The sequence below is a fragment of the Ruegeria sp. BF10 genome (genome assembly GCF_056538725.1).
In genome coordinates, this window is sequence record NZ_JBQFTR010000003.1 from 1 (window position 1) to 21,134 (window position 21,134).

Below are 21,134 nucleotides of genomic sequence, written 5' to 3' on the forward strand. Positions count from 1 at the left end.
AGGCGGTAGACCACCAAAGTGTCGCGGGATGGAGCAGCCCGGTAGCTCGTCAGGCTCATAACCTGAAGGTCGTAGGTTCAAATCCTACTCCCGCAACCAAAAAATACAAACATAAAACAGTATGTTACGCACCGCCTCACGGCGGTGTCTCCATTTGTGCCAACACAACTGGAAGCGCTGTGGAAGCATTAGGACGCAATTCACCCTGTGATGAATGCGCAACAGGGGCACCCCAGTCAGTCTTTCCTGCCGACGTTTTCTTCGAACGCAACCTTGAAGGCCGCCTGTTTCTCGGGGCTAGCCTCGGTTTGGTACTTCGACTTCCATTCGTCCATCGTCATGCCGTAGAAAATCTCGCGGGCTTCATCCTTGCCCAGTTCGATTCCCTTTTCGTTTGCCGCTTCCTGATACCAGCGCGACAGACAGTTGCGGCAAAACCCGGCGAGGTTCATCATGTCGATGTTCTGAACGTCCGTGCGGTCTTCCATCAGGTGCTTTTGCAACCGGCGAAATGCGGCAGCCTGAAGTTCAATTTCGGTTTGCTTGTCCATGAAGTGGCTCCGGATGGCGATTGAGTTGCTTCTGACCTAACAATCCAGTGGACCCGTTACAAGAATCAGACGTGCCGAAGCGCCTTTTCACATCAGTTTCAATGCCAGCCACGGCACGATGCAGAAAACCAGCGTCAGGATTTTGTAGTTCGCAAGATACCTGAAATAGGCGCGTTTCACGTCGGGGCGTTCCATCCGAAACATCCTGCCGTGAATGTCGGCAATCCAATCCTGCAATAGCAGAACCATCAGGGTGGTAAACAGAAGCACCGCTATATTGAGCACGGCCATCCAACCAAAAAACGTCGTCAAAAACTCTTGTGTCATGATGACCCCCTTTCCCAGTTTATATGGGGAATGAAGGCCGTGCTCACAACAGCGTGATGCGCGGTAAAGCACGCGAAAGACTTGCGGTCAAAGGTCGCTGGCTTCCAATGCATCTTCCAGGATCGGAGCCAATCGCTCGGCCCATTCCCTTTGCCCCGCATGGTCTGCGATCAAGTCGTTGCGCAGCTCGATCAGTGCGTTTGGGCGTCCGAACGCGGTACAGTGTTTGTCGATCGCATCCCCCGGCAATATTCCGGTATACGGCTCGTTGACGCCAACGCACAGATCATCCTCGGCCTGAAGCCTTTCGATCAGAGGGCGCGAGAACCGCTGGTCCAAGGTGTGCAGCACGCCAATATGCCATGGGCGCGGTTCACGACCGCGCAGTTGGCGGGTGAAGGAATGCATCGAAACGATCACCGCATGGGGCAGGGCCGCCATTTGCGCCAGTGCCTCGTGGTAGGGGCGGTAACACATATTCAGGCGACGTTCGCGTTCGGCATCATCTGCATGGCGATTTCCCGGGATGATTGACCCGTCATAGAGCTTCATCAACAGCGTCGGATCGTCTTCACCCCGGTTCGGGTCGATGACCAACCGCGAGAAGTTGGCGGCAATCACCGGCGCGTTCAGGATCTCACCCAAGTGTTTCGACACCTCATACGCGCCGACATCATAGGCGATGTGGCGTTCCATATCCTCGCGTGGCAGACCGAGGTCGCCGCCATTTACGTCTGGGGGAACAGTATTGGTTGCGTGGTCGCATGTGATCAGCCAGCGCGACGGGCGATCCGCACCGTGGACGAAAAACGGAGTGTATGTCATGAGCCTGTCATCTAGTTTGCCGCAGGTGTAGGGCAGTTGCTTTGAAAAGGGAATTGCGCAATAAGCACCGAAATGATGTTTGCGGTAACATTTTGCGGAAGCTGATCTGCAAACCTGAGATGACGTAAGGAGGTCTTTGCTAATGCGACGCCTGAGAAATGTGAAAATCGTGGCGACGCTGGGGCCAGCGTCAAATGACTATGACACGATTCGTGCCCTGCACGAGGCTGGTGCGGATGTCTTTCGTCTGAACATGAGCCATGGCAGCCATGATGAGATCCGCGAACGGCACAAAATCATTCGGCAGGTGGAAAAGGACCTGGACAGCCCGATTGCCATTCTGGCCGACCTTCAGGGGCCCAAGCTGCGCGTTGGTGTCTTTGCCAACGAGGCCGAGGAACTGGAAGAAGGTGCAGCTTTCCGGCTCGACCTCAACACTGATGCTGGCGACGTCAACCGGGTCTGCCTGCCGCATCCCGAGATCTTTGCGGCGCTGGAACCGGGCGCGCGCCTGCTGGTGAATGATGGCAAGATCCGTCTGATCGTTCAGGACTGCGGACAGGATTATGCAAATTGCGTGGTTGAGGTGGGTGGCACGATCTCGAACCGCAAGGGCGTCAACGTTCCTGACGTGGTGCTGCCGCTGGCGGCTTTGTCGGCCAAGGACCGAGATGATCTGGAGTTTGTCTGCCAACTGGGTGTGGACTGGTTGGCGCTGAGCTTCGTGCAGCGCGCCAAGGACGTTTTCGAGGCGCGCGCGCTGGCCGATGGCCGCGCGGCGATTCTGTCCAAGATTGAAAAACCTGCGGCAGTAGAGGCGTTTGACGACATCCTTGATGCGTCGGACGGGATCATGGTGGCCCGCGGCGACCTGGGTGTGGAACTGCCTGTATCTGCCGTGCCTCCGATCCAGAAACGCCTGGTTCGAAAATGCCGTGGGGCAGCCAAACCCGTCATCGTCGCCACCCAGATGCTGGAAAGCATGATCGAAAGCCCGATGCCGACCCGTGCCGAAGTGTCGGACGTTGCGACGGCGATCTACGAGGGAACGGATGCCATCATGCTCAGCGCGGAATCGGCAGCCGGTGCCTATCCGATCGAAGCGGTGCAGACGATGAACAAGGTTGCCATCGAAGTCGAAGCCGACCCGACATATACGCAGATCATCGCCGCCTCGCGTACCGCCAAGGGAACCACCGTTGCGGACGGGATCGTTGCCGCGGCGCGCGAAATAGCCGAGAAAACCGAAATCAAGGCGATCTGCTGTTTTACGCAAAGTGGCACGACAGCCGCATTGACCGCGCGCGAACGTCCCGGTGTTCCGATTATCGCAATGACGTCGCTGATGGGAACGGCGCGCAGACTTTGCCTGACCTGGGGTTGCAACTGCGTCATGACGCCCGAGCTTGAACGGTTCAAAAGCGCGGTTGTAAACGCAGCGCGCGCCGCAAGGGCAGGGGGATTTGCAACCGAGACCGATCAGATTGTTGTCACTGCCGGCGTGCCGTTCAACGTGCCGGGCACGACCAACATTCTGCGCGTGGCCCCGTGTGACGAGCGACTGATCTACAGCACGGATCCCGAATAATCAGAACGGGTATCAAAGCCCTGACACCCGTTGGCCAACAGGCTCTTTCACGGCTTCCATGACCGTGAAAGAGCTGGTTTGGTGAATCCCGGGCAGCTTGTTGATTTTCTCACCCAGTATCATCCGGAAATGCGCGATATCGCGGGTGCGGACAGTCAGCAGGTAATCGAACGACCCCGCCACCATCAGGCAGCTTTCGATTTCCGGCACATCGCGTACGGCCTCGTTGAATTTATCCAGGGATTGCTCGGCCGTTGCGGTCAGCGACACCTGTACGACGGTCAGAAGGGCCAGCCCCATTCTCTCTTTGTCGACGATGGCGCTGTAGCCCTTGATATAGCCGTTCTTTTCCAGCCGTTTCACGCGTTCGGAACAGGGCGTGTTTGTAAGGTTTACGCGCGCCGCAAGCTCAACTATTGAGAGCCGGCCATTGGCTTCAAGCTCGTGCAGGATGCGCTGATCGATATTGTCCAATTCTCTACTAATCAGTAAATCTTCCTGTTTTTTTAGTGCAGAACGATAATTTACACTGAGTATAGGCCAAAAAAATCCCCAATTCCTAGTGAAAATTCCTGATACTTACCAAAGGGCGGTCTTATTGAAAGTTCCAAGTTCCGGCTGCCCTGCCGGGGGCACGGGCCCCGGCCAAATGAAAAAAATGGAGGAACGACATGACAACAAAGATTGTCATAGGACTCGACGGGACAGAGACCGGTGAGCGCGTGATTGCCTTTGCCAAGGATTTGGCAAGGTTGATCGGCTCGTGTGAACTGGTGGTCGCTTATGTGATCGAATGGTCCCCTTACACCTTTCAGACACCGGAAGAAAACGCGCAGCGTCACAAGCGAAGGGAAGAAGAGGTTGATCTGGCAACGTCGCGTATCGTGACGCCTGCCGTTGAGGCCCTCAGAGAGGCTGGTTTCGAAGCGCAGGGTGTTGTTCGTCATGGCGACGTGGCGGAGACCTTGAACGCCATTACAATGGAAATGGGCGGCTCGCAGATCGTTGTCGGCCGGTCTTCGGCAGACGGGATCAAGAAACGTATCTTCGGCAGTTCGACCCAGAACCTTGTGATGCATGCCGATGTTCCGGTCACGGTTGTGAACTGAAGGGAGGGACAAAATGAGAATGCTTAAACAACTCGGCGCCTCAACGGCCGCCGCTATTGTCGCCAGCCCTGCCTTTGCGCAAGATGCTCCGGGGCTTGATGAAAAAATCAACCAGGCTTTCGCTGACCTGACCGGCCCATTCGTCAGCTTCATCTTCGCACCATTCCCCGGGACCAGCTTCCCGTGGATCGTGATGTGGCTGGTCATCGCTGCGACGGTCTTCACTCTGTACTTTGCTTTTGTGCAGATGCGGTTCTTCAGTCACGCAATCAGTCTTGTCAAAGGTGACTATTCCGACCCCAACGATGCAGGCGAGGTCAGCCACTTTCAGGCTCTGGCCACGGCGCTTTCGGGCACAGTCGGCCTGGGGAATATCGCGGGTGTCGCTGTTGCCGTCGGCATCGGCGGACCGGGTGCAACCTTCTGGATGATCCTGGCGGGTCTTCTGGGGATGGCGTCGAAATTCACCGAATGTACGCTGGGTGTGAAATACCGCAACGAGTACGAAGATGGCACCGTTTCGGGTGGCCCGATGTACTATATGTCCAAAGGGTTCAACGAATTGGGCTTGCCGGGTGGCAAGATCCTTGCGGTTTTGTTCTCGATCTTCTGTATCCTTGGCGCGCTGGGTGGGGGCAACATGTTCCAGGCCAATCAGGCGCATCAGCAGATCGCAGGCATCGTGGGCGATTATCCGGGCTGGATTACCGGGCTGGTCTTTGCAGCGGTTGTTTTCATGGTCATCGTCGGCGGCCTGAAGTCCATCGCACGGGTGACTGAAAAGGTCGTACCGTTCATGGGCGTTCTCTATGTTCTGACTGCTCTGGTCATCATCCTGATGAATGCGGATATGATCGGCTGGGCCTTTGGCCAGATCTTCGCCGGCGCCTTCACCGGTCTGGGTGTTGCAGGCGGCATGGTCGGCGCGCTGATCCAGGGCTTCAAACGTGCGGCGTTTTCGAACGAAGCGGGTGTTGGCTCGGCAGCGATTGCACACTCGGCTGTTCGGACCAAGGAGCCGATCACCGAAGGCTTCGTTTCCTTGCTGGAACCGTTCATCGACACCGTGGTGATCTGCACAATGACCGCTCTGGTCATCATCATCACCCAGCAATTGATCATCGATCCGGAAACCGGCAACTACATGCTGAATGAGGCCGGTACGGCGATTGCCACTGTGGACGGCAACTCGGGTGTCAGCCTGACCTCTGCCGCCTTCGGCAGCGCATTCGGTTTCTTCCCGTATATCCTGGCGGTTGCGGTGATTCTGTTTGCCTTCTCGACCATGATCAGCTGGTCCTACTATGGCCTCAAGGCCTGGACCTACCTGTTCGGTGAGGGCCACACCAAAGAGCTGATCTTCAAGATCATCTTCTGCATCTTCGTCGTCATCGGCGCCGCAGCCAACCTTGGCCCGGTCATCGACTTCTCGGATGCGGCGATCTTTGCGATGGCGGTGGTCAACGTCTTTGCGCTCTACTTCCTGATGAAAGTGGTGCGTCAGGAGCTGGCCTCGTACTCCGAGCGTTTGAAAACCGGTGAAATCCGCAAATTCGAACACTAAATCCAATCACTGGGGCGACTTCTGTCGCCCCAGTGCCCGATCAGCCTGCAAAAAGCGCAGAATCTGATCCAAACCCCCTTGCCAGTATGACCGAACTTGCGTAAACGGCGCTTCTGATCGCGTGACCGGCCGAGATGGCATGCCGAGTCGCGTCTGGAACCGAACCCGAAAAAGGAGACGGAAATGCCTAAGATGAAGACAAAGTCGAGCGCCAAGAAGCGCTTCAAGGTGACTGCGACCGGTAAGGTCCTTGCTGGCCAGGCCGGCAAACGTCACGGCATGATCAAGCGGACCAAGAAATTCATCCGCGACGCCCGTGGCAACACCACCCTGTCCGCCCCCGACGCCAAGATCGTCAAGGGCTACATGCCCTACGACCGCTAAGAGGAGATTAAGACATGTCCCGCGTTAAAGGTGGAACCGTAACTCACGCCCGTCACAAGAAGGTCATCAAGGCCGCCAAAGGTTACTATGGCCGCCGCAAGAACACCTTCAAGGTTGCCCGTCAGGCCGTCGACAAGGCCAACCAGTATGCAACCCGCGACCGTAAGAACCGCAAGCGCAACTTCCGCGCACTGTGGATCCAGCGGATCAACGCTGCTGTGCGTTCGCATGACGAAGCACTGACATATTCCCGCTTCATCAACGGCCTGAACCTGGCCGGTATCGAAGTGGACCGCAAAGTTCTGGCCGACCTGGCCGTGCACGAACCGGAAGCGTTCGGCGCGATCGTCGCCAAAGCTCAGGCTGCTCTGACAGCCTGATCCTCTTTCGAGAGACAGTGAAAGAAAGGCCGTCCCATTTTGGGGCGGCCTTTTTCTTGTGGCCAGCGGCGTAATCCGTGCGCTTGTTGGACCAGAATGATCCCGCCTTGTCGCATCGACGTTTGCCCAACATTCTTCATGCATGCGCGGTTTGATCTAGATCATGCAGTTATTACTCCAAGATGATGTATATGATTTTTTGAATGTTTAGGGGAAAGGTGAAATCATGACACTAAACTGGAAAATTGGAGGTGTGCTGCTGGGGCTCGTGTTCTTCGGAGCCGTTCTTCTGGTCAAGCCAATCGGTGTTTCGACCCAATTCGTCATTCTCGACGGGATCATCGCGGATGCCGTCAATCCGGAATTCGTAACTCAGACGGATGACGGCTACAGTTCAACCAATGCCTACTTGGCGAAATCCAATGGAAAATACGCCAAACACGTATCCAATCCGTTGAACTACAGCTTTGTCTTCGTTCTGGCGATGGCTGTGGGGGCATTCTTGTCGGTCAGGGCCCGTGGCGGTCTGGAACCCGAAGAAAGCAAGCTGCCCAAGGTCTGGCGCGAAAACTATGGCAATACCCCTTGGGCCCGATACGCGGTCGCGCTTCTGGGCGGCTTCGTCGTTCTGTATGGGGCCAGGTTGGCCGGAGGGTGCACATCCGGTCACATGATGTCCGGCATGATGCAGACGGCACTGTCCGGATATATCTTTGCAGCTGGGGCATTTGCGGCGGCAATTCCCACAGCAATGCTGGTCTATCGGAAAGGATAAGGCGATGGAAATCATTCTTGCGATCATCATTGGTGCCGCTTTCGGAGCCGTTCTCGACCGGGTCGGCGCGGCAAACCCAAATTGGATTGTCGGCATGTTGACGCTGCGGCGGCTCCACTTGATGAAAACTATCCTCCTTGCAATCGGAACCGGTTCGATCCTGATGTTTGGCGGGCAGATGCTTGGTTTTGTGGATGTCGGCCACATGTCGGTGAAGTCGGCATATGTCGGCGTCTTCATCGGCGGGTTGTTGCTGGGTGCGGGCTGGGCTGCATCGGGGTACTGCCCAGGAACAGGGGTTTGCGCAGCGGCCTCGGGTCGCCGTGACGCCTTGTTCTTCATCTTCGGAGGTCTGCTCGGGGCCGCGGCCTATATGGCGACATATCCGGCCTGGAAGGCCACGGGCCTTCTCGATGGAATTGCGGGTGGCAAAGTTACCCTCGGTACAGTTCCGGGGTCAGCTTACGAGGGCGTCTTGTCAGTATCTGGCGACATTCTCGGTATCGCTCTGGGGGCCGTTTTCGTTCTGGTTGCATTCATTCTGCCGGACAGCTTGATCGGAACGGACGAAAAAGTTGGCGTTGCGGCCGAATAACCGCGACGGGGCCGTACAGATTCAAGACCGGACACCCGACAAAAAAACCGGCGCGAAATGCGCCGGTTTCAGTTTTACTTGCCAAGTTTGGCGAACTTACCCGAACACACGCCCCAGCGCGCCATCCACAGCGTCGGTGATCTGGTCGATGTCATCCGCCGTCGCGATCAGGGCGGGCGAGAAGCAAAGCGTGTTGTTGCGGCTTGGGATCGAGCGGTTTGTGACACCGATGATCACGCCCTGGTTCATACAGTCGGCCACTACCGCCTGTGCCAGTTTCTCGTCCACAGGCTCTTTGCTGGCACGGTCTGCAACCAGCTCGGCACCCAGGAACAGGCCCTTGCCGCGCACGTCGCCGATGACCTTGTGCTTTTCCATCAGTGCCTGAAGGTTGCCCATCATGCGGTCACCCATGGCCGCGCAATTGCCCAGCAGGTTTTCATCCTCGATGATGCGCATGTTTTCGATCGCAGCAGCCGGACCGGCAGTGCAGCCACCAAAGGTCGAGATGTCGCGGAAATAGCTCATCGGGTCCGAAGCATCATCCTTGAACATGTCAAAGACCTCCTCGGTGGTGACCATGCAGGCAATCGCGGCATAGCCCGAGGCCACGCCCTTGGCCATGGTCACGAAATCCGGCTTGATGCCGTATTGCTGATAACCGAACCATGTGCCGGTGCGGCCCACGCCGCAGACAACCTCGTCGATATGCAGCAGCACGTCGTATTTCTTGCAGATCTCCTGCACGCGCTGCCAGTAACCCTCGGGCGCTTCGATCACGCCGCCACCTGCGGTCACCGGCTCAAGGCACAGCGCGCCAACGGTGTCGGGGCCTTCGCGCAGGATGACCTGTTCGATCTGGTCTGCCGCCCATTCGCCGAAATTCTCTTCGGGGGCACCGTCCAGTTCGTGCTTGCGATATTCCATGCAGTGGGGCACGCGCACGAAATCAGGTGCAAAGGGGCCGTATTGTGCGGTGCGCTCGTCCTGACCGCCTGCCGACATGGTTGCCAGCGTCGAGCCGTGATAATCGCGGTCACGATACAGAATCTTGGTCTTTTTGCCGCCGTACTTCTTGTGCGCGATCTGGCGCACCATCTTGAAGGCTTTCTCGTTCGCCTCGCTCCCTGAGTTGGTGTAATACACGCGGCTCATGCCGGGCATCTTGTCGATCAGTTGCTCGGCAAAGATCGCGCCGGGGATCGAGCCGGCCGAATTGGCGAAATAGCACAGCTTCATCAGCTGGTCGTAAACGGCCTTGCAGATCGATTCGCGGCCATAGCCGACGTTGACGGTCCAGACACCGCCGGAAACCGCATCCAGATGCTCTTTGCCTTTCTGGTCCCAGACGCGCATGCCCTTGCCTTCGACAATGATGCGGGGGTCATTGGTTTCAAAGGGTTTGTGCTGGATCAGATGATGCCAGATATGGGCGCGGTCGGCCTCGACCACGCGGGAAAGATCGTTTTCGTTGAACGTGCCGTCCATGACAAGTCCTTTCAGTGAGGTGCGGTGCACGGGGTGCGGAAATGGTGTGCCCCGGCATATGTTTAAGATGCTTCAGATCACCGCGAATGGCCGGATCTAAGTAGGGCCAGATCGCACCATCCCGTATTGCCAGTCAATTAGGGCATCGTAATACTACGGATTTGTCAGAGCACCAAGTTTGTGCTCAAGTCGCGCAAATCGAGTGCAGGGAGGATCAGCAGTTGGCAGCGACCAATATCTATGAGCGTCATTTGGACAAATGCCGGGCGAATTACACACCCTTGTCGCCCCTCTCGTTCATCGAGCGCACGGCGCAGGTTTATCCCGATTACCCGTCGGTCGTTTATGGCGAGCGGCGGTATACCTGGGCTGAAACCTATGCCCGGTGCCGCCGGCTGGCAGGTGCCCTGAATGCGCGGGGTATCGGAAAGGGTGATACCGTATCAGTTATCGCTGCAAACATCCCCGAACTGTACGAAGCGCATTTTGGTGTGCCCATGGCGGGCGCCGTATTGAACGCCATCAACACGCGCCTGGATGCGCCGATAGTCGCTTTCATCCTGAACCACGCCGAAGCCAAGGCGTTGTTGGTTGACCCCGAGTTTTCCGGTGTCGTGAAAGAGGCGCTGGAGCAGGTTGATCATGACATTCTGGTAATCGACATCGAGGATCCCAGCTTTGAAGGCGGTGAAAGGCTGGGCAGCCTGACCTATGACGCCCTGATTTCAGAGGGAGACCCGGAATTTGACTGGTCACTGCCCGAGGATGAATGGGACGCGATCACGCTGAACTATACGTCCGGCACAACGGGCAATCCCAAGGGCGTGGTCTATCACCACCGCGGCGCCACCCTGAATGCACAATCGGATTTGCTGGACTGGGATATGCCCAAGCATTCGATCTATCTGTGGACCTTGCCGATGTTTCACTGCAATGGCTGGTGCTTCCCCTGGGCCATGGCCGCCAATGCGGGCGTGTCCGTCTGTCTGCGCGCCGTGCGCGCCGAGCCGATCTATGCGGCATTCCGGGATGAGAAAGTCACCCATTTCTGTGGCGCTCCCATCGTTTTGAACATGTTGGCCCACGCGCCGGATGAACTGAAGGACTTTGACCATCAGATCAAGGTGATGACCGCGGGCGCTCCGCCGCCGGCCGCCGTGATCGAAGCGATGGAGGCGATGGGGGTCGAAGTCACGCACGTTTATGGCCTGACCGAGACCTATGGGCCTTCGGTCGTTTGTGCCTGGAAGGATGAATGGAACGACAAGGGACCCGAAGACCGTGCTGCCCTGAAAGTAAGGCAGGGCGTGCGGTATACGGCGCTGTCTGGTCTGATGGTGGCCGATCCCGAAACGATGGAGCCCGTGCCCGCGGATGGCGAAACCATGGGCGAGATCTTTATGCAGGGCAACGTGGTGATGAAAGGGTATCTCAAGAACCCTGATGCCACCGATGGGGCCTTCAAGGGCGGCTGGTTTGCATCCGGCGATTTGGGCGTCATGCATCCGGATGGCTATATCGCGCTCAAAGACCGGTCCAAGGACATCATCATTTCAGGCGGCGAGAATATCTCGTCCGTCGAGGTCGAGGGTATCCTCTACAAACACCCGGCAGTCATGGAAGCGGCGGTTGTGGCCCGGCCAGACGAGAAATGGGGCGAAACCCCCTGCGCCTTTGTCGAGCTGAAGCCTGACGCAACCGCGACCGAGGCAGAGCTGATTGCCTTTTGCCGGGACAACATGGCCCATTTCAAAGCGCCCAAGACCGTGGTGTTTGGCACCCTGCCGAAAACGTCAACCGGCAAGGTGCAGAAATTCGTTCTGCGGGATCAGGCGCGGGCGCTGGGCTGAAGCGTATCAAAGACCGACAGGTCCAGATCCAGCATTTCACCCATCCAAATCGCGCGATCGCGGTGATCGGCCAGATGGTCGCCGGTTTCCGGGTGGGTGAATACCGTAAGGCCCCTCCGGTTCAGCATCAACCACGGTGTGACCTGGTCGAAGGCATCAGCCGCAAAGCTCAACTGGCAGCTCCAGCGCGGGTGGGGGCCGACATTGCGGCTATGCATGCGTCCCATCCGCACGGGGAACAGACGGGCGGCCTCTTCGCAGACCTGTTGTGCCGTGTTCTGCGTGTCGGCGTCAAAATAGACATGGGCGTGGTATCCGGTGATCTGGGGCATCAGAACCTCTTTTGCTTTGATGAAACAAAGCTAAGTCCGATCGGGCCAGACGCCTAGGCACACAGGCACACAGGGCCTGTGCAAGCTTATTGGGGTGCGTGCCTGTCAGGATGCGCCGCGACAAATGCCGAGTGACCGGCGCAGGCCTTTTCGACACCCAGCAGACGCGGCATGTCCGACAAGTCGACCTTCCACCGGCGCGCATTGTAGATCTGCGGGATCAGGCAGATGTCGGCGAGGCCGGGCTGTGAACCGACGCAATAGGGGGTTTGTTCAAACTCACCCAACATGGTCTCGAAGGCCTGCAACCCCGGCCGGATGAAGTGCCGCATCCACTCTCCGGGCATGTCGGATGGGTCTTTGCTGAGGGCGGTCGCATGACGTGCAACTGAAAGGTTGCAAACAGGGTGAATGTCCACCGCAATCGCATAGGCCAGCGCCTGCACGCGCGCGCGCCCTGCTGCATCGTCGGGCAGAAGGTTCAATTCACGTGTCTTGTCCAGATAGTCGAGAATGGCCAGAGATTGCGTCAGCCGCAGCCCGTCAATATCCAGAACCGGAACGAACCCTTGTGGGTTTCGGGCAATATGTGCATCGCCCTTGTGTTCGCCATCCACCAGGTCGACGACAACCGCGCGATAGTCGATTCCGGCCAGATTCAGGGCGATCCGCACCCGATAGCTGGCCGAGGAGCGCCAATAGTCATAAAGGACGGTTTTGCTCACATTCGAATCCGTCACTTGTCGGCCAGGGTGGCGGCGCGAATGGCGTCAGACAACACCGCCTTGTCGCCGATGTGATTGGCCAGCACCAGAACCAGCCGGGCGTTCAGCGCGTCACTGTCGGCTTTATCAAGCCCTTCATGCGCGGCCAGCAGCTCGGCATAGAAGTCGTCGGCATCGTCGATATTCGGGGATAGGATCAGGTCAGACATCGCGCTTACTCCTTGCCGCAGGCTCTGCGGATCGCATGGCGGAAACTGTTTTCTTCATAGCTGTCCCGCCGCGCCGCCACGTGCTGATCGGGGCGGATCAGATAAACGGCGCTGGTTGCGTCGCCCAGATAGCGACGTTTCAGCGCCAGGGTCAGATCATCCTTGACCGACAGCGCCAACCGCGTGACCTCGACCCCGTCTTCTTCCAGCACCTCCGGGGCATCCGCGTCAATCGTCAGAAGGGTGAATTTGCCTGCCAGTTTGGGCAACAGGAACGCATCACCCAGCGGCGCGTCCGGGCAGGCCGAGCCGGGGCGCGTCTCGGCTGGGCCATCCAGCGCGTCGGCAGAATTCAGGGTCGAGCCGTCATAGGTGCAAGGTTGACTCAGGCGTCCTGAATTCACCAACGGACGGGCAAACTCGTACTGCTCGCTCAGGTCCAGAACCGCATCCCGCAGAACCCGCGACATTTCGGATTTCGGAGTAATGAAATCGGTGGACCGGCTGGATTTCTGGATGTTCTCATCAGCCCCGTGCACGCGTTCCGCGTCGTAGCTGTCCAGCAGGCTTTCGGGGGCTTTCCCATCCAGCACCAGTTTCAGTTTCCAGCACAGGTTGTCAGTGTCTTGCAGGCCGGAATTGGCGCCGCGCGCGCCAAAGGGGCTGACCTGATGCGCGCTGTCGCCTGCGAAAAGGACCCGTCCTTTGCGGAAGCTTTCCATGCGGCGGCACTGGAAGGTATAAATCGAGACCCACTCCAGCTGAAACTCGACGTCGTCGCCCAGCATCGCCTTGAGGCGCGGGATCACATTCTCGGGGCGCTTTTCGCGTTCCTTGTCGATGTCCCAACCCAGTTGCAGGTCGATACGCCAGACATTGTCGGGCTGTTTGTGCAAAAGCGCGGATTGCCCGCGATTGAACGGAGGGTCAAACCAGAACCAGCGTTCCGAGGGGAAATCGGCATCCATGATCACGTCCGCGATCAGGAAATTGTCTTCGAAAACACGCCCTTCGAAATCGATGCCCAGCATCCGCCGGGTGGGCGACGCGGCACCATCGCAGGCGATCAGCCACTCGGCCTCGAGTGTGTAAGGGCCTTCGGGGGTTTCGACCTCCAGCCGAACGTGATCTTCGTGCGTACCGATTGCATCAACCTTGTTGCGCCCGCGAATCTCGATCGGTGCGCCGTCTGCCTGCAACTCGCGCACGCGTTCCACAAAGAAGTTTTCAAAATGGTATTGCTGCAAGTTGATGAAGGCCGGGTTGGCGTAACCTTCGTCCGGTTGCAGGTTGAATTCATAGACCTGACGATCATCGAAAAAGACCTTGCCGCGGTCCCATAGAACGCCTTTGTCGACCAATCGCTGGCCGCAGCCCAGCCGGTCTGCAATTTCCAGCGTGCGTTGGGAAAAACAGATGGCGCGGCTGCCAAAGCTGACCTTGTCATTTTCGTCTAGAACCACAACTTCGACCCCTTGCTGGGCCAGGTCGATGGCGGCGGCCAGACCAACCGGCCCTGCACCGATCACGATGACCTTGTGCCTGACGGGCGTCGGTCTGTCCTGATCCGGGCTGCGTTCATATCCGTAAAGCGGCGTTTCAAAGATCTTGTTCATGGGCTCCCCCCCAAAACAGATGCACCGATGTGCTGCATGTCCTGTCCCCCGGCGACGGGCGCCGGAGGTCTTAGATTATGGTTTCATCGAATCCCGCCGCACAAAACGATCTGGATCAAACTCGACCGTTTTTCGTCAGCCTTGCAGCGCTTCCCACATCTCGAGGTCGCGCTGGGCGGTCCAGATGCGGGGCGTGTCAATGCCGCGCGCTTCGTCATAGGCGCGGGCCACGTTGAACGGCAGGCAGTGCTCGTAGATCGCGTAATCGGCAAATTTGGGGTCACATTCAGCGCGGACTGCGTCCCAGGCCTCTTTCAGGGAGCCGCCGCGCGCCGCGACCTTCGCCGCCGGCCGGTATGTGCTTTCGACAAAATCGCGGGTGTTCTCGATGGCCGCATTCACCATATCCTTGCCGACCAGCGCATCGCCGCGCCCCGGTGCAATGGCGTCGACATCGAACCACTTGATCTCGTCCAGCGTGTCACTCCAGTCGCTGAAATGACCATCGCCGCAATAGCAGGCCGAGTGATATTCGACGATATCGCCGGTGAACATAACGTTCTGATCCGGCACATGGATGACGATGTCGCCTGCCGTATGCGCGCGACCCAGATGCATCAGGTCGATCCGGCGGTTGCCCAGATACACCGTCATCGTATCGCTGAAGGTGGTGGTGGGCCAGGTCAGGCCGGGGATGCTTTCATGCCCTTCGAACAGGCGCGGGAAGCGCTGGAATTCGCTGTCCCAGTCTTCCTGACCCCGCTCGACGACCATGGCGCGGGCCATGTCCGACATCAGGATCTGCTGCGCGCCGAACGCGCTTGCGCCCAGAACACGTACTGCGTGGTAGTGGGTCAGGGCCACATGCGTGATCGGTTTGTCGGTGACGGAACGCACGCATTCGATCACCTTGTTTGCCAGACGCGGAGTCGCCTGCGCCTCGACGATCATCACGCTGTCGTCACCGATGATCACACCCGAGTTCGGGTCGCCTTCGGCGGTAAAGGCATAGAGCCCTTCTCCGACTTCAGTGAAGCTGATCTTTTTTTCCGACATGTCCCCCTGGGACGCGAATGCTTTGGCCATCTTGGTTTTGTCCTTTTGCGGTTGCGCGGAAGGCAGAGGTTGGATGCCTCCGGCGGGAGTATTTGGAAAAAATGAAGATCAGTGCGTCATCTTTCGTAAGGGTTCTCGAGCGCGGGCAGCAGCTTGCCCACACAGTCGCCGAAGCCGATCGTGTAGCCATCGCCCTTGGCAGCCCCTTTAAGGGTCAGGGTATCGCCGTCCTCGATGAAGCTGCGGGATTCGCCGGTATCCAGTGTGATCGGTTCCTTGCCGCCCCAACTGAGTTCCAGAAGCGAACCGCGGCTGTCCTTCGTCGGCCCCGAGATCGTGCCCGACCCCAGCAGGTCGCCCGTGTTCATCGGGCATCCTGATGTGGTGTGATGCGCCAATTGCTGCGCAGCGGAATAGTACATCTGGTTGTAGTTGGTCCGGGCAATCGTCGTGGCGGGTTGCCCGGCAGGTGCCATGGTGATCGCCAGATCGATGTCATAGAGCATCGGGCCGCAATCCTTGAGGTGATCCAGCAGTTCGATTTCGCGGGGCGGCGTGTCACAGCGGAATGGCTCGAGCGCCGCCCTGGTCACGATCCACGGGCTGATCGAGGTTGCCGTGGCCTTTGCCTGAAACGGGCCCAGCGGCTGATATTCCCATGCCTGGATGTCCCGTGCGGACCAGTCATTCAGAAGCACGTAGCCGAAAATATTGTCATCCGCTTCCTGCACGGTGATCGGACCATCTGAGGGTGTTCCGACAATCGCGCCCATCTCAAGCTCGATGTCAAAGCGACGGCTGGGCAGGAAGGCGGGCAAGTCCTGATCGGGGGCTTTCAGCTGACCCCAGGGGCGGCGAATATCCGTGCCCGATACCACGACCGAAGATGCACGTCCGTTGTAACCAATGGGAATGTGCAGCCAGTTCGGCGGCAGGGCGTTTTCCGGCCCCCGGAACATGGTGCCCACGTTGAAGGCATGGTTTCGACCCGCATAAAAGTCGGTGTATTCGCTGACCGCAAAGGGCAGATGCATTTCCGCATCTTCTTGTTTGACAAGCAGCGGCTCGACCTTGGCTTGTTCATCTGAACCTTCGGCCAGAAGGCTGATCAGCCGTTCGCGCAGCGCGGTCCAGACGGCCGGACCTTCTTCCATGAGGGGGTTCCAGAACGGCATGTCGAACAGAGGCTCATCGGTCAGGGAGATCAACCCCTCGGCTTCGGCGGCGGTGACGTCGAGGATCATGTCACCGATGGCCACGCCGCAGCGCGGATCATCGCCTTCGGTCGAGAAGACACCATAAGGCAGGTTGTTCAGTGGGAACGGATGTGTCGCGTCATTGGCCGACGCAACCCAGGAAGTCATCAAAGGCATGTCTTGCCCCTATTTTGTTATGTTCTAAGAGGTTCGGAAGGATTTTGGCTTTGGAACGGAGATAGCAATAGCACGAAGCCGCCGCGGTTGTGGCATGTCATATGCACGAGGCATCGCTGCACACCGGTTGCCGAGGCGTGTCGGGTCGGCAACCGGTTCAACTCCGGCATGTTCAGCGCGGGCAGGACGACGGCAATGAAACTGAACCAATGGCGGTTCATTTCTTGCCCGGCGTTCCGTCGAACTTCTTCTCAAGCGATGTCCAGCAGTCGATGTAATCATCCTGCAACGGCGCCTCGGTGGCGGCAAACGGGGTCAGGTGCTGCGGGAAACGGGTTTCGAACATGAACGACATTGTCTGGTCCAGCTTGTCCGGCCCCAGATTGGAGTATGACGCCTTGTCGAAGGCTTCCCTGTCGGGGCCATGCGGGATCATCATGTTGTGCAGGCTTGTGCCGCCGGGAACAAAGCCCTGAGGTTTCGCGTCGTACTGGCCGTAGATGTTGCCCATCAGCTCGGACATGATGTTCTTGTGGTACCACGGCGGGCGGAACGTGTCTTCCATCACCATCCAGCGTTCGCGGAACAGGACAAAGTCGATATTGGCCGTGCCGGGCTGGCCGGACGGAGCCGTCAGAACGGTAAAGATCGACGGGTCGGGATGGTCAAACAGGATCGCGCCGACGGGGCAATAGTTGCGCAGGTCGTATTTATAGGGCGCATAGTTGCCGTGCCATGCCACGACATCCAGTGGACTGTGGCCGATCTTGGTTGTGTGGAATTGCCCGCACCATTTGATTGTCACGGTAGAAGGGGTTTCACGATCCTCATAAGCGGCCACCGGTGCCTTGAAGTCGCGCGGGTTGGCCATGCAGTTGGCACCGATTGGTCCGCGACCCGGCAGTTCAAACTTCTGACCGTAATTCTCGCAGACAAAGCCGCGCGCAGGGCCTTCCAGAACCTCGACCCGGTACAGCAAACCGCGTGGAATGATCGCGATTTCCTTGGGTTCCAAGTCGATGATTCCCAGTTCTGTCGCAAATCGCAGGCGCCCTTCCTGTGGCACAACCAGCAATTCGGAATCAGCCGAGAAGAAATAGTCATCCACCATGGATTCCGTGACCAGATAGATGTGGCTTGCCATGCCGACCTGCGTGTTCACGTCACCTGCGGTCGTCATGGTCCGCATACCCGTCATCCAGTTCAGACCTTCGTCGGAATGCGGGATGGGATCCCAGCGGTACTGGCCAAGGCTGATCACATCCGGATCAATGCAGGGGGCCGATTTCCAGTAGGGCAGATCGATTTTTTCATAACGATGTGAATGCTTTACGGATGGGCGAATACGATAGCACCAGGTGCGCTCGGGTGGGTTGGCGGTAAAGGCCGTGCCACTCAGCTGCTCTCCGTAAAGACCATAGTTGCACCGTTGCGGGCTGTTCATGCCTTGCGGCAGGGCCTCGGGCAGGGCCTCGGTTTCAAAGTCGTTCCCAAAGCCTGGCATATAGCCTGCATGAGTTCCGACAGGCGTCGCAGCCTGTGTCAGCGTATGCGGATCAGTCGGACGATTCATTGCGTTTTCCTCCGTTTGCTGCTTGTCGGTTAATAGTTGATTTTGTAACTAACAAGCATGACACACGATGAATCCGAAAAAAATGATGACTTTGATTTGCAGAATTTTCTGCCCTTCCTGCTGAATCAGGCGGCCGAGCGGGCTTCGCTTGAGTTTCAGGCCGTTTACAAGGGCCGCTATGGGATGCTCAGAACCGAATGGCGGGTGTTGTTCCATCTGGGGCTGTTTGGCGAGATGACCGCCAAGGAAATCGGCGCGCGTGCCAGAATGCACAAAACCAAGATCAGCCGTGCGGTCGCCAAGCTGGAAGAGCGTCGATATCTGAAACGCACGCGGGACGAAGCGGATCGGCGGGCGGAATGGCTGACACTGACACCGGCAGGACAGGCTGTGTATCGTGACCTGCGCGGTGTTGCTGCCAAGTACGATGCGAAACTGTCAGGCCTGTTCAAACCGGAAGAGGCCGCGTTGTTGCGTCAAATGCTGCAAAGGTTGTCCGGTTTGGACTGACCTATGGCAATTGATGCGTGTAGCCCCCAAATGGGGATCATGCTTGATACGGACATTAAAATGACCTCGCTAGATTCCGCTTCGGCTTCCACAGATTCTCTGATCGATTGGCTGGTCAACAAGGGGCTTGAGGGCGCCGGGCAAGAAGAGTTGTTGGAAGGGTTTTGTACCCGATTGGTAGATATGGGTGTTCCGTTGATGCGCTTTCATGCGGCGCAATCGACCCTGCATCCGGTTTACGGCGGCACCGGTTACAGCTGGTACAACGGCGCGGGTGGCGAATCCGAGACGTTTGAATACACGGACACGCCCAGCGAAGTTTGGCAGCAAAGCCCTCTCTATGCGCTGCTGAATGAAGATCTGGATGAAATCCGGGTCAAACTGGTCGAGCACAACGAACCCAGCCGCTTTCCCCTGCTGAACGATCTGCGCGAAGTCGGAGCAACCGATTATTATGCCACGGGCCTGTCATATGAAGGGGCGAAACAGCTGCGCCCGGACGGCACGAAAAAGGTCAGCGATGGCGTTCTGATGTCCTGGACCAGCGACGCGCCGAACGGATTCGAAGACAGTGATCTGAACCGAATACAAACTGTACTGCCGCATCTGGGGCTGGCGCTCAAATCCGCCAAGAACCACGATCTGGCCAAGGACCTGATGCGGGTCTACCTGGGCCGGGATGCCGGTCGCCGGGTTCTGTCGGGTGAAATTCGGCGCGGGTCCTTGCAGCAAATCGATGCGGTGATCTGGAATTTCGACCTCGAAGGCTTCACCACGCTGTCCGAAGACCTGCCGGGCCATGAGATCATCGACATGCTGAACGACTATCTGGCCGTTGCCGTGGGTGTGGTGCATGACAAGGGCGGTAACATCCTGAAATTCATGGGTGACGGGCTGATGGCAATGTTCGATGTCGGAGAGATCGACGAAGACGCCCGTGCCGCGCTTGATGCCGTGCCCTTGTTGCAGTCCCGCATGGATGAATTGAACGCAAGACGCCGCGCGCAAGGTCTGCCGGTGGTCAACTACACGCTGGCCCTGCATTCGGGCGAGATTCTCTATGGCAATATCGGGTCCGAAACGCGGCTGGATTTCACCGTGATCGGCCCGGCTGTCAACCAGGCCGCCCGCATCGCGGGAATGCACCGGTCTTTGGGTCAGAGGATCCTGATCTCGGACGACGTCGCCCGCGCTGCACAGCGCTGCGCGCAGGAACTTGTCTCGGTCGGCCGCTACATGCTTCGCGGTGTGAATGAGCCGAAGGAGCTGTTTACGGTATACAGTCCCGGCGGGCCATCAGAAACCAAGTGAAACTGCGGTTATTTCGTTCAGCGGTACCGAAGCTGAAAGACGTGATGGCACTTCTCGGTTCAGCTGGACACGAGCGGCGGGTTAGCCCGAATGTTCAAGAAAAATGCGACTTTAATCCAATAGCTGGTTTGAGCTTCCAGCGGAGGTCGTGGCAAGACTGCCGGGAGGCTATCGTCCTGCGCAAAGAGCGCTTCCATTGGCTTCAGAAAATTGCTGATGCTACGCTGGCCTGTTTTTGAGGATGCATGACCGACCTCAATGATTTTGAGAAGATGGAGCGCGAAGGCCGGGCCAATCCAGCTAACCGCTTCTTGCCAGCCTCAAGGAACTCTTTCGACCAACTGTAATACAGGCTCGTGGCTATTCTTTCGCGGCGACACAACTCCGCTATGCTGTCCTCACCACGAAGCCCATCCAAAACAATGCGGATCTTTTCCTCTGCTGAATGTTGTCGCCGCGTCTTCCTGCGGATGTCTTTGACGACCCTCTCTGCCGGTACTTTGTGTTTCCCGGACTTCATTCTCATCTCCACTATCTAATGGTTACGATGAGCCTGAAATCCTCCGCTACGCAATCAACCTATTCTGTTCCATGAGAGCGGATGTCAGACATGCGCAGCATCGCTTTTGGGAGCGCAGCCAGTCATAAAGCGAGACGCAATTCGCTCTGATCTGGCGGCACATACTCGCTCTCAAGGTATGAAACACAATGGCGGTTTTCTGGTCCCGGCTCCGTCCGTCATCGTTTCGGCCGTTCGCTTCTGACTTTTGCAAATTCTTTGTGATTATGCGCGTGCACCGACTGGCATCTTTGTCCCGCTCGCCGGATTTTGATTTCGCCTGAACCGAGCGGATGACCTACAGAAACCGTCAGATGAACAGTTCGAGCCAAATCGGCAGAGGCCGCAATTCGCGCCTTTGTCTGGTTATCGATACGCTTTGCCGGCCGCGAGACAGCTTCGGGTTTCTTGGGCTATATTTCTCCATAAGACAT

At 57.7% G+C, this 21,134-nt stretch carries 22 protein-coding genes, 1 tRNA gene and 1 pseudogene; 11 read left to right on the forward strand and 13 right to left on the reverse strand.

Annotated elements, in window-relative coordinates; all coding sequences use genetic code 11:
- Window positions 1-22 precede the first annotated feature (22 nt).
- Window positions 23-99: transfer RNA gene (locus tag ACR0DJ_RS12910), tRNA-Met, on the forward strand.
- A 137-nt stretch (window positions 100-236) separates the two neighbouring features.
- On the opposite strand, the gene ACR0DJ_RS12915 is transcribed toward ACR0DJ_RS12910, so the two are convergent.
- From ACR0DJ_RS12915 to ACR0DJ_RS12925, 3 genes are all read right to left on the reverse strand, one after another.
- Window positions 237-551 (reverse strand): DUF1244 domain-containing protein, encoded by a 315-nt coding sequence (locus ACR0DJ_RS12915; RefSeq protein WP_480685246.1) that lies wholly within the window; start codon window positions 549-551, stop codon window positions 237-239.
- A gap of 87 nt (window positions 552-638) precedes the next feature.
- Complete coding sequence (locus ACR0DJ_RS12920; protein ID WP_152456995.1) at window positions 639-878, reverse strand: DUF6868 family protein; 240 nt, start codon at window positions 876-878, stop codon at window positions 639-641.
- 87 nt (window positions 879-965) lie between these two features.
- Entirely contained in the window at window positions 966-1,703 is a 738-nt protein-coding gene (locus ACR0DJ_RS12925) for an N-formylglutamate amidohydrolase (RefSeq protein WP_425080201.1), read from the reverse strand.
- Between the two features lie 142 nt (window positions 1,704-1,845).
- Here ACR0DJ_RS12925 and pyk point away from each other — a divergent pair, with 142 nt between their 5' ends.
- Window positions 1,846-3,291, forward strand: coding sequence for a pyruvate kinase (gene pyk / locus ACR0DJ_RS12930; protein WP_170344757.1), 1,446 nt, complete (start codon window positions 1,846-1,848; stop codon window positions 3,289-3,291).
- Window positions 3,292-3,303: 12 nt separating this feature from the next.
- On the opposite strand, the gene ACR0DJ_RS12935 is transcribed toward pyk, so the two are convergent.
- Window positions 3,304-3,765: an Lrp/AsnC family transcriptional regulator gene (locus ACR0DJ_RS12935; protein ID WP_174818381.1), complete on the reverse strand. Its 462-nt coding sequence runs from the start codon at window positions 3,763-3,765 to the stop codon at window positions 3,304-3,306.
- Window positions 3,766-3,962: 197 nt separating this feature from the next.
- Here ACR0DJ_RS12935 and ACR0DJ_RS12940 point away from each other — a divergent pair, with 197 nt between their 5' ends.
- From ACR0DJ_RS12940 to ACR0DJ_RS12965, 6 genes are all read left to right on the forward strand, one after another.
- Window positions 3,963-4,400: a universal stress protein gene (locus ACR0DJ_RS12940; RefSeq protein ID WP_170344758.1), complete on the forward strand. Its 438-nt coding sequence runs from the start codon at window positions 3,963-3,965 to the stop codon at window positions 4,398-4,400.
- 13 nt (window positions 4,401-4,413) lie between these two features.
- Window positions 4,414-5,964 (forward strand): alanine/glycine:cation symporter family protein, encoded by a 1,551-nt coding sequence (locus ACR0DJ_RS12945; protein ID WP_170344759.1) that lies wholly within the window; start codon window positions 4,414-4,416, stop codon window positions 5,962-5,964.
- Window positions 5,965-6,147: 183 nt separating this feature from the next.
- Complete coding sequence (gene rpmI / locus ACR0DJ_RS12950) at window positions 6,148-6,348, forward strand: 50S ribosomal protein L35 (protein ID WP_010443552.1); 201 nt, start codon at window positions 6,148-6,150, stop codon at window positions 6,346-6,348.
- A gap of 14 nt (window positions 6,349-6,362) precedes the next feature.
- Window positions 6,363-6,728, forward strand: coding sequence for a 50S ribosomal protein L20 (gene rplT / locus ACR0DJ_RS12955; RefSeq protein WP_170344760.1), 366 nt, complete (start codon window positions 6,363-6,365; stop codon window positions 6,726-6,728).
- Window positions 6,729-6,954: 226 nt separating this feature from the next.
- Window positions 6,955-7,503 (forward strand): YeeE/YedE thiosulfate transporter family protein, encoded by a 549-nt coding sequence (locus ACR0DJ_RS12960; protein ID WP_480685248.1) that lies wholly within the window; start codon window positions 6,955-6,957, stop codon window positions 7,501-7,503.
- 4 nt (window positions 7,504-7,507) lie between these two features.
- Window positions 7,508-8,098 (forward strand): YeeE/YedE thiosulfate transporter family protein, encoded by a 591-nt coding sequence (locus tag ACR0DJ_RS12965; RefSeq protein ID WP_170344762.1) that lies wholly within the window; start codon window positions 7,508-7,510, stop codon window positions 8,096-8,098.
- Between the two features lie 96 nt (window positions 8,099-8,194).
- On the opposite strand, the gene ACR0DJ_RS12970 is transcribed toward ACR0DJ_RS12965, so the two are convergent.
- Window positions 8,195-9,586 (reverse strand): aminotransferase family protein, encoded by a 1,392-nt coding sequence (locus ACR0DJ_RS12970; protein ID WP_152457003.1) that lies wholly within the window; start codon window positions 9,584-9,586, stop codon window positions 8,195-8,197.
- A gap of 221 nt (window positions 9,587-9,807) precedes the next feature.
- On the opposite strand from ACR0DJ_RS12970, the gene ACR0DJ_RS12975 reads away from it, so the two are divergent.
- Window positions 9,808-11,436 (forward strand): acyl-CoA synthetase, encoded by a 1,629-nt coding sequence (locus ACR0DJ_RS12975; protein ID WP_425080199.1) that lies wholly within the window; start codon window positions 9,808-9,810, stop codon window positions 11,434-11,436.
- On the opposite strand, the gene ACR0DJ_RS12980 is transcribed toward ACR0DJ_RS12975, so the two are convergent.
- The 7 genes from ACR0DJ_RS12980 to hmgA form a co-directional block, all read right to left on the reverse strand.
- Entirely contained in the window at window positions 11,415-11,768 is a 354-nt protein-coding gene (locus tag ACR0DJ_RS12980) for a DOPA 4,5-dioxygenase family protein (RefSeq protein ID WP_425080198.1), read from the reverse strand. The two genes, ACR0DJ_RS12975 and ACR0DJ_RS12980, sit on opposite strands and share 22 nt — an antisense overlap.
- Window positions 11,769-11,854: 86 nt before the next feature.
- Window positions 11,855-12,493 carry a maleylacetoacetate isomerase gene (gene maiA / locus ACR0DJ_RS12985; RefSeq protein WP_170344765.1) on the reverse strand — a complete coding sequence of 213 codons (639 nt, stop codon included), beginning with the start codon at window positions 12,491-12,493 and terminating at the stop codon, window positions 11,855-11,857.
- Window positions 12,494-12,504: 11 nt separating this feature from the next.
- Window positions 12,505-12,702, reverse strand: coding sequence for a DUF2783 domain-containing protein (locus ACR0DJ_RS12990; protein ID WP_170344766.1), 198 nt, complete (start codon window positions 12,700-12,702; stop codon window positions 12,505-12,507).
- Between the two features lie 5 nt (window positions 12,703-12,707).
- Window positions 12,708-14,318 (reverse strand): FAD-dependent oxidoreductase, encoded by a 1,611-nt coding sequence (locus ACR0DJ_RS12995; protein WP_425080197.1) that lies wholly within the window; start codon window positions 14,316-14,318, stop codon window positions 12,708-12,710.
- Between the two features lie 135 nt (window positions 14,319-14,453).
- A complete protein-coding gene (locus ACR0DJ_RS13000; protein ID WP_480685250.1) occupies window positions 14,454-15,404 on the reverse strand; it encodes an MBL fold metallo-hydrolase in 951 nt (316 codons plus the stop codon).
- A gap of 86 nt (window positions 15,405-15,490) precedes the next feature.
- A complete protein-coding gene (fahA, locus tag ACR0DJ_RS13005) occupies window positions 15,491-16,747 on the reverse strand; it encodes a fumarylacetoacetase (RefSeq protein ID WP_170344768.1) in 1,257 nt (418 codons plus the stop codon).
- A 217-nt stretch (window positions 16,748-16,964) separates the two neighbouring features.
- Entirely contained in the window at window positions 16,965-18,320 is a 1,356-nt protein-coding gene (hmgA, locus tag ACR0DJ_RS13010) for a homogentisate 1,2-dioxygenase (RefSeq protein WP_152457011.1), read from the reverse strand.
- A gap of 57 nt (window positions 18,321-18,377) precedes the next feature.
- Here hmgA and ACR0DJ_RS13015 point away from each other — a divergent pair, with 57 nt between their 5' ends.
- On the forward strand, window positions 18,378-18,830 hold the full coding sequence (locus ACR0DJ_RS13015; RefSeq protein WP_170344770.1) for a MarR family winged helix-turn-helix transcriptional regulator: 453 nt from the start codon (window positions 18,378-18,380) through the stop codon (window positions 18,828-18,830).
- 60 nt (window positions 18,831-18,890) lie between these two features.
- On the forward strand, window positions 18,891-20,141 hold the full coding sequence (locus ACR0DJ_RS13020) for an adenylate/guanylate cyclase domain-containing protein (RefSeq protein WP_257600083.1): 1,251 nt from the start codon (window positions 18,891-18,893) through the stop codon (window positions 20,139-20,141).
- A 285-nt stretch (window positions 20,142-20,426) separates the two neighbouring features.
- Here ACR0DJ_RS13020 and ACR0DJ_RS13025 read toward each other — a convergent pair.
- A pseudogene (locus ACR0DJ_RS13025) lies at window positions 20,427-20,667 on the reverse strand (transposase); the annotation flags it as partial.
- Window positions 20,668-21,134 lie beyond the last annotated feature (467 nt).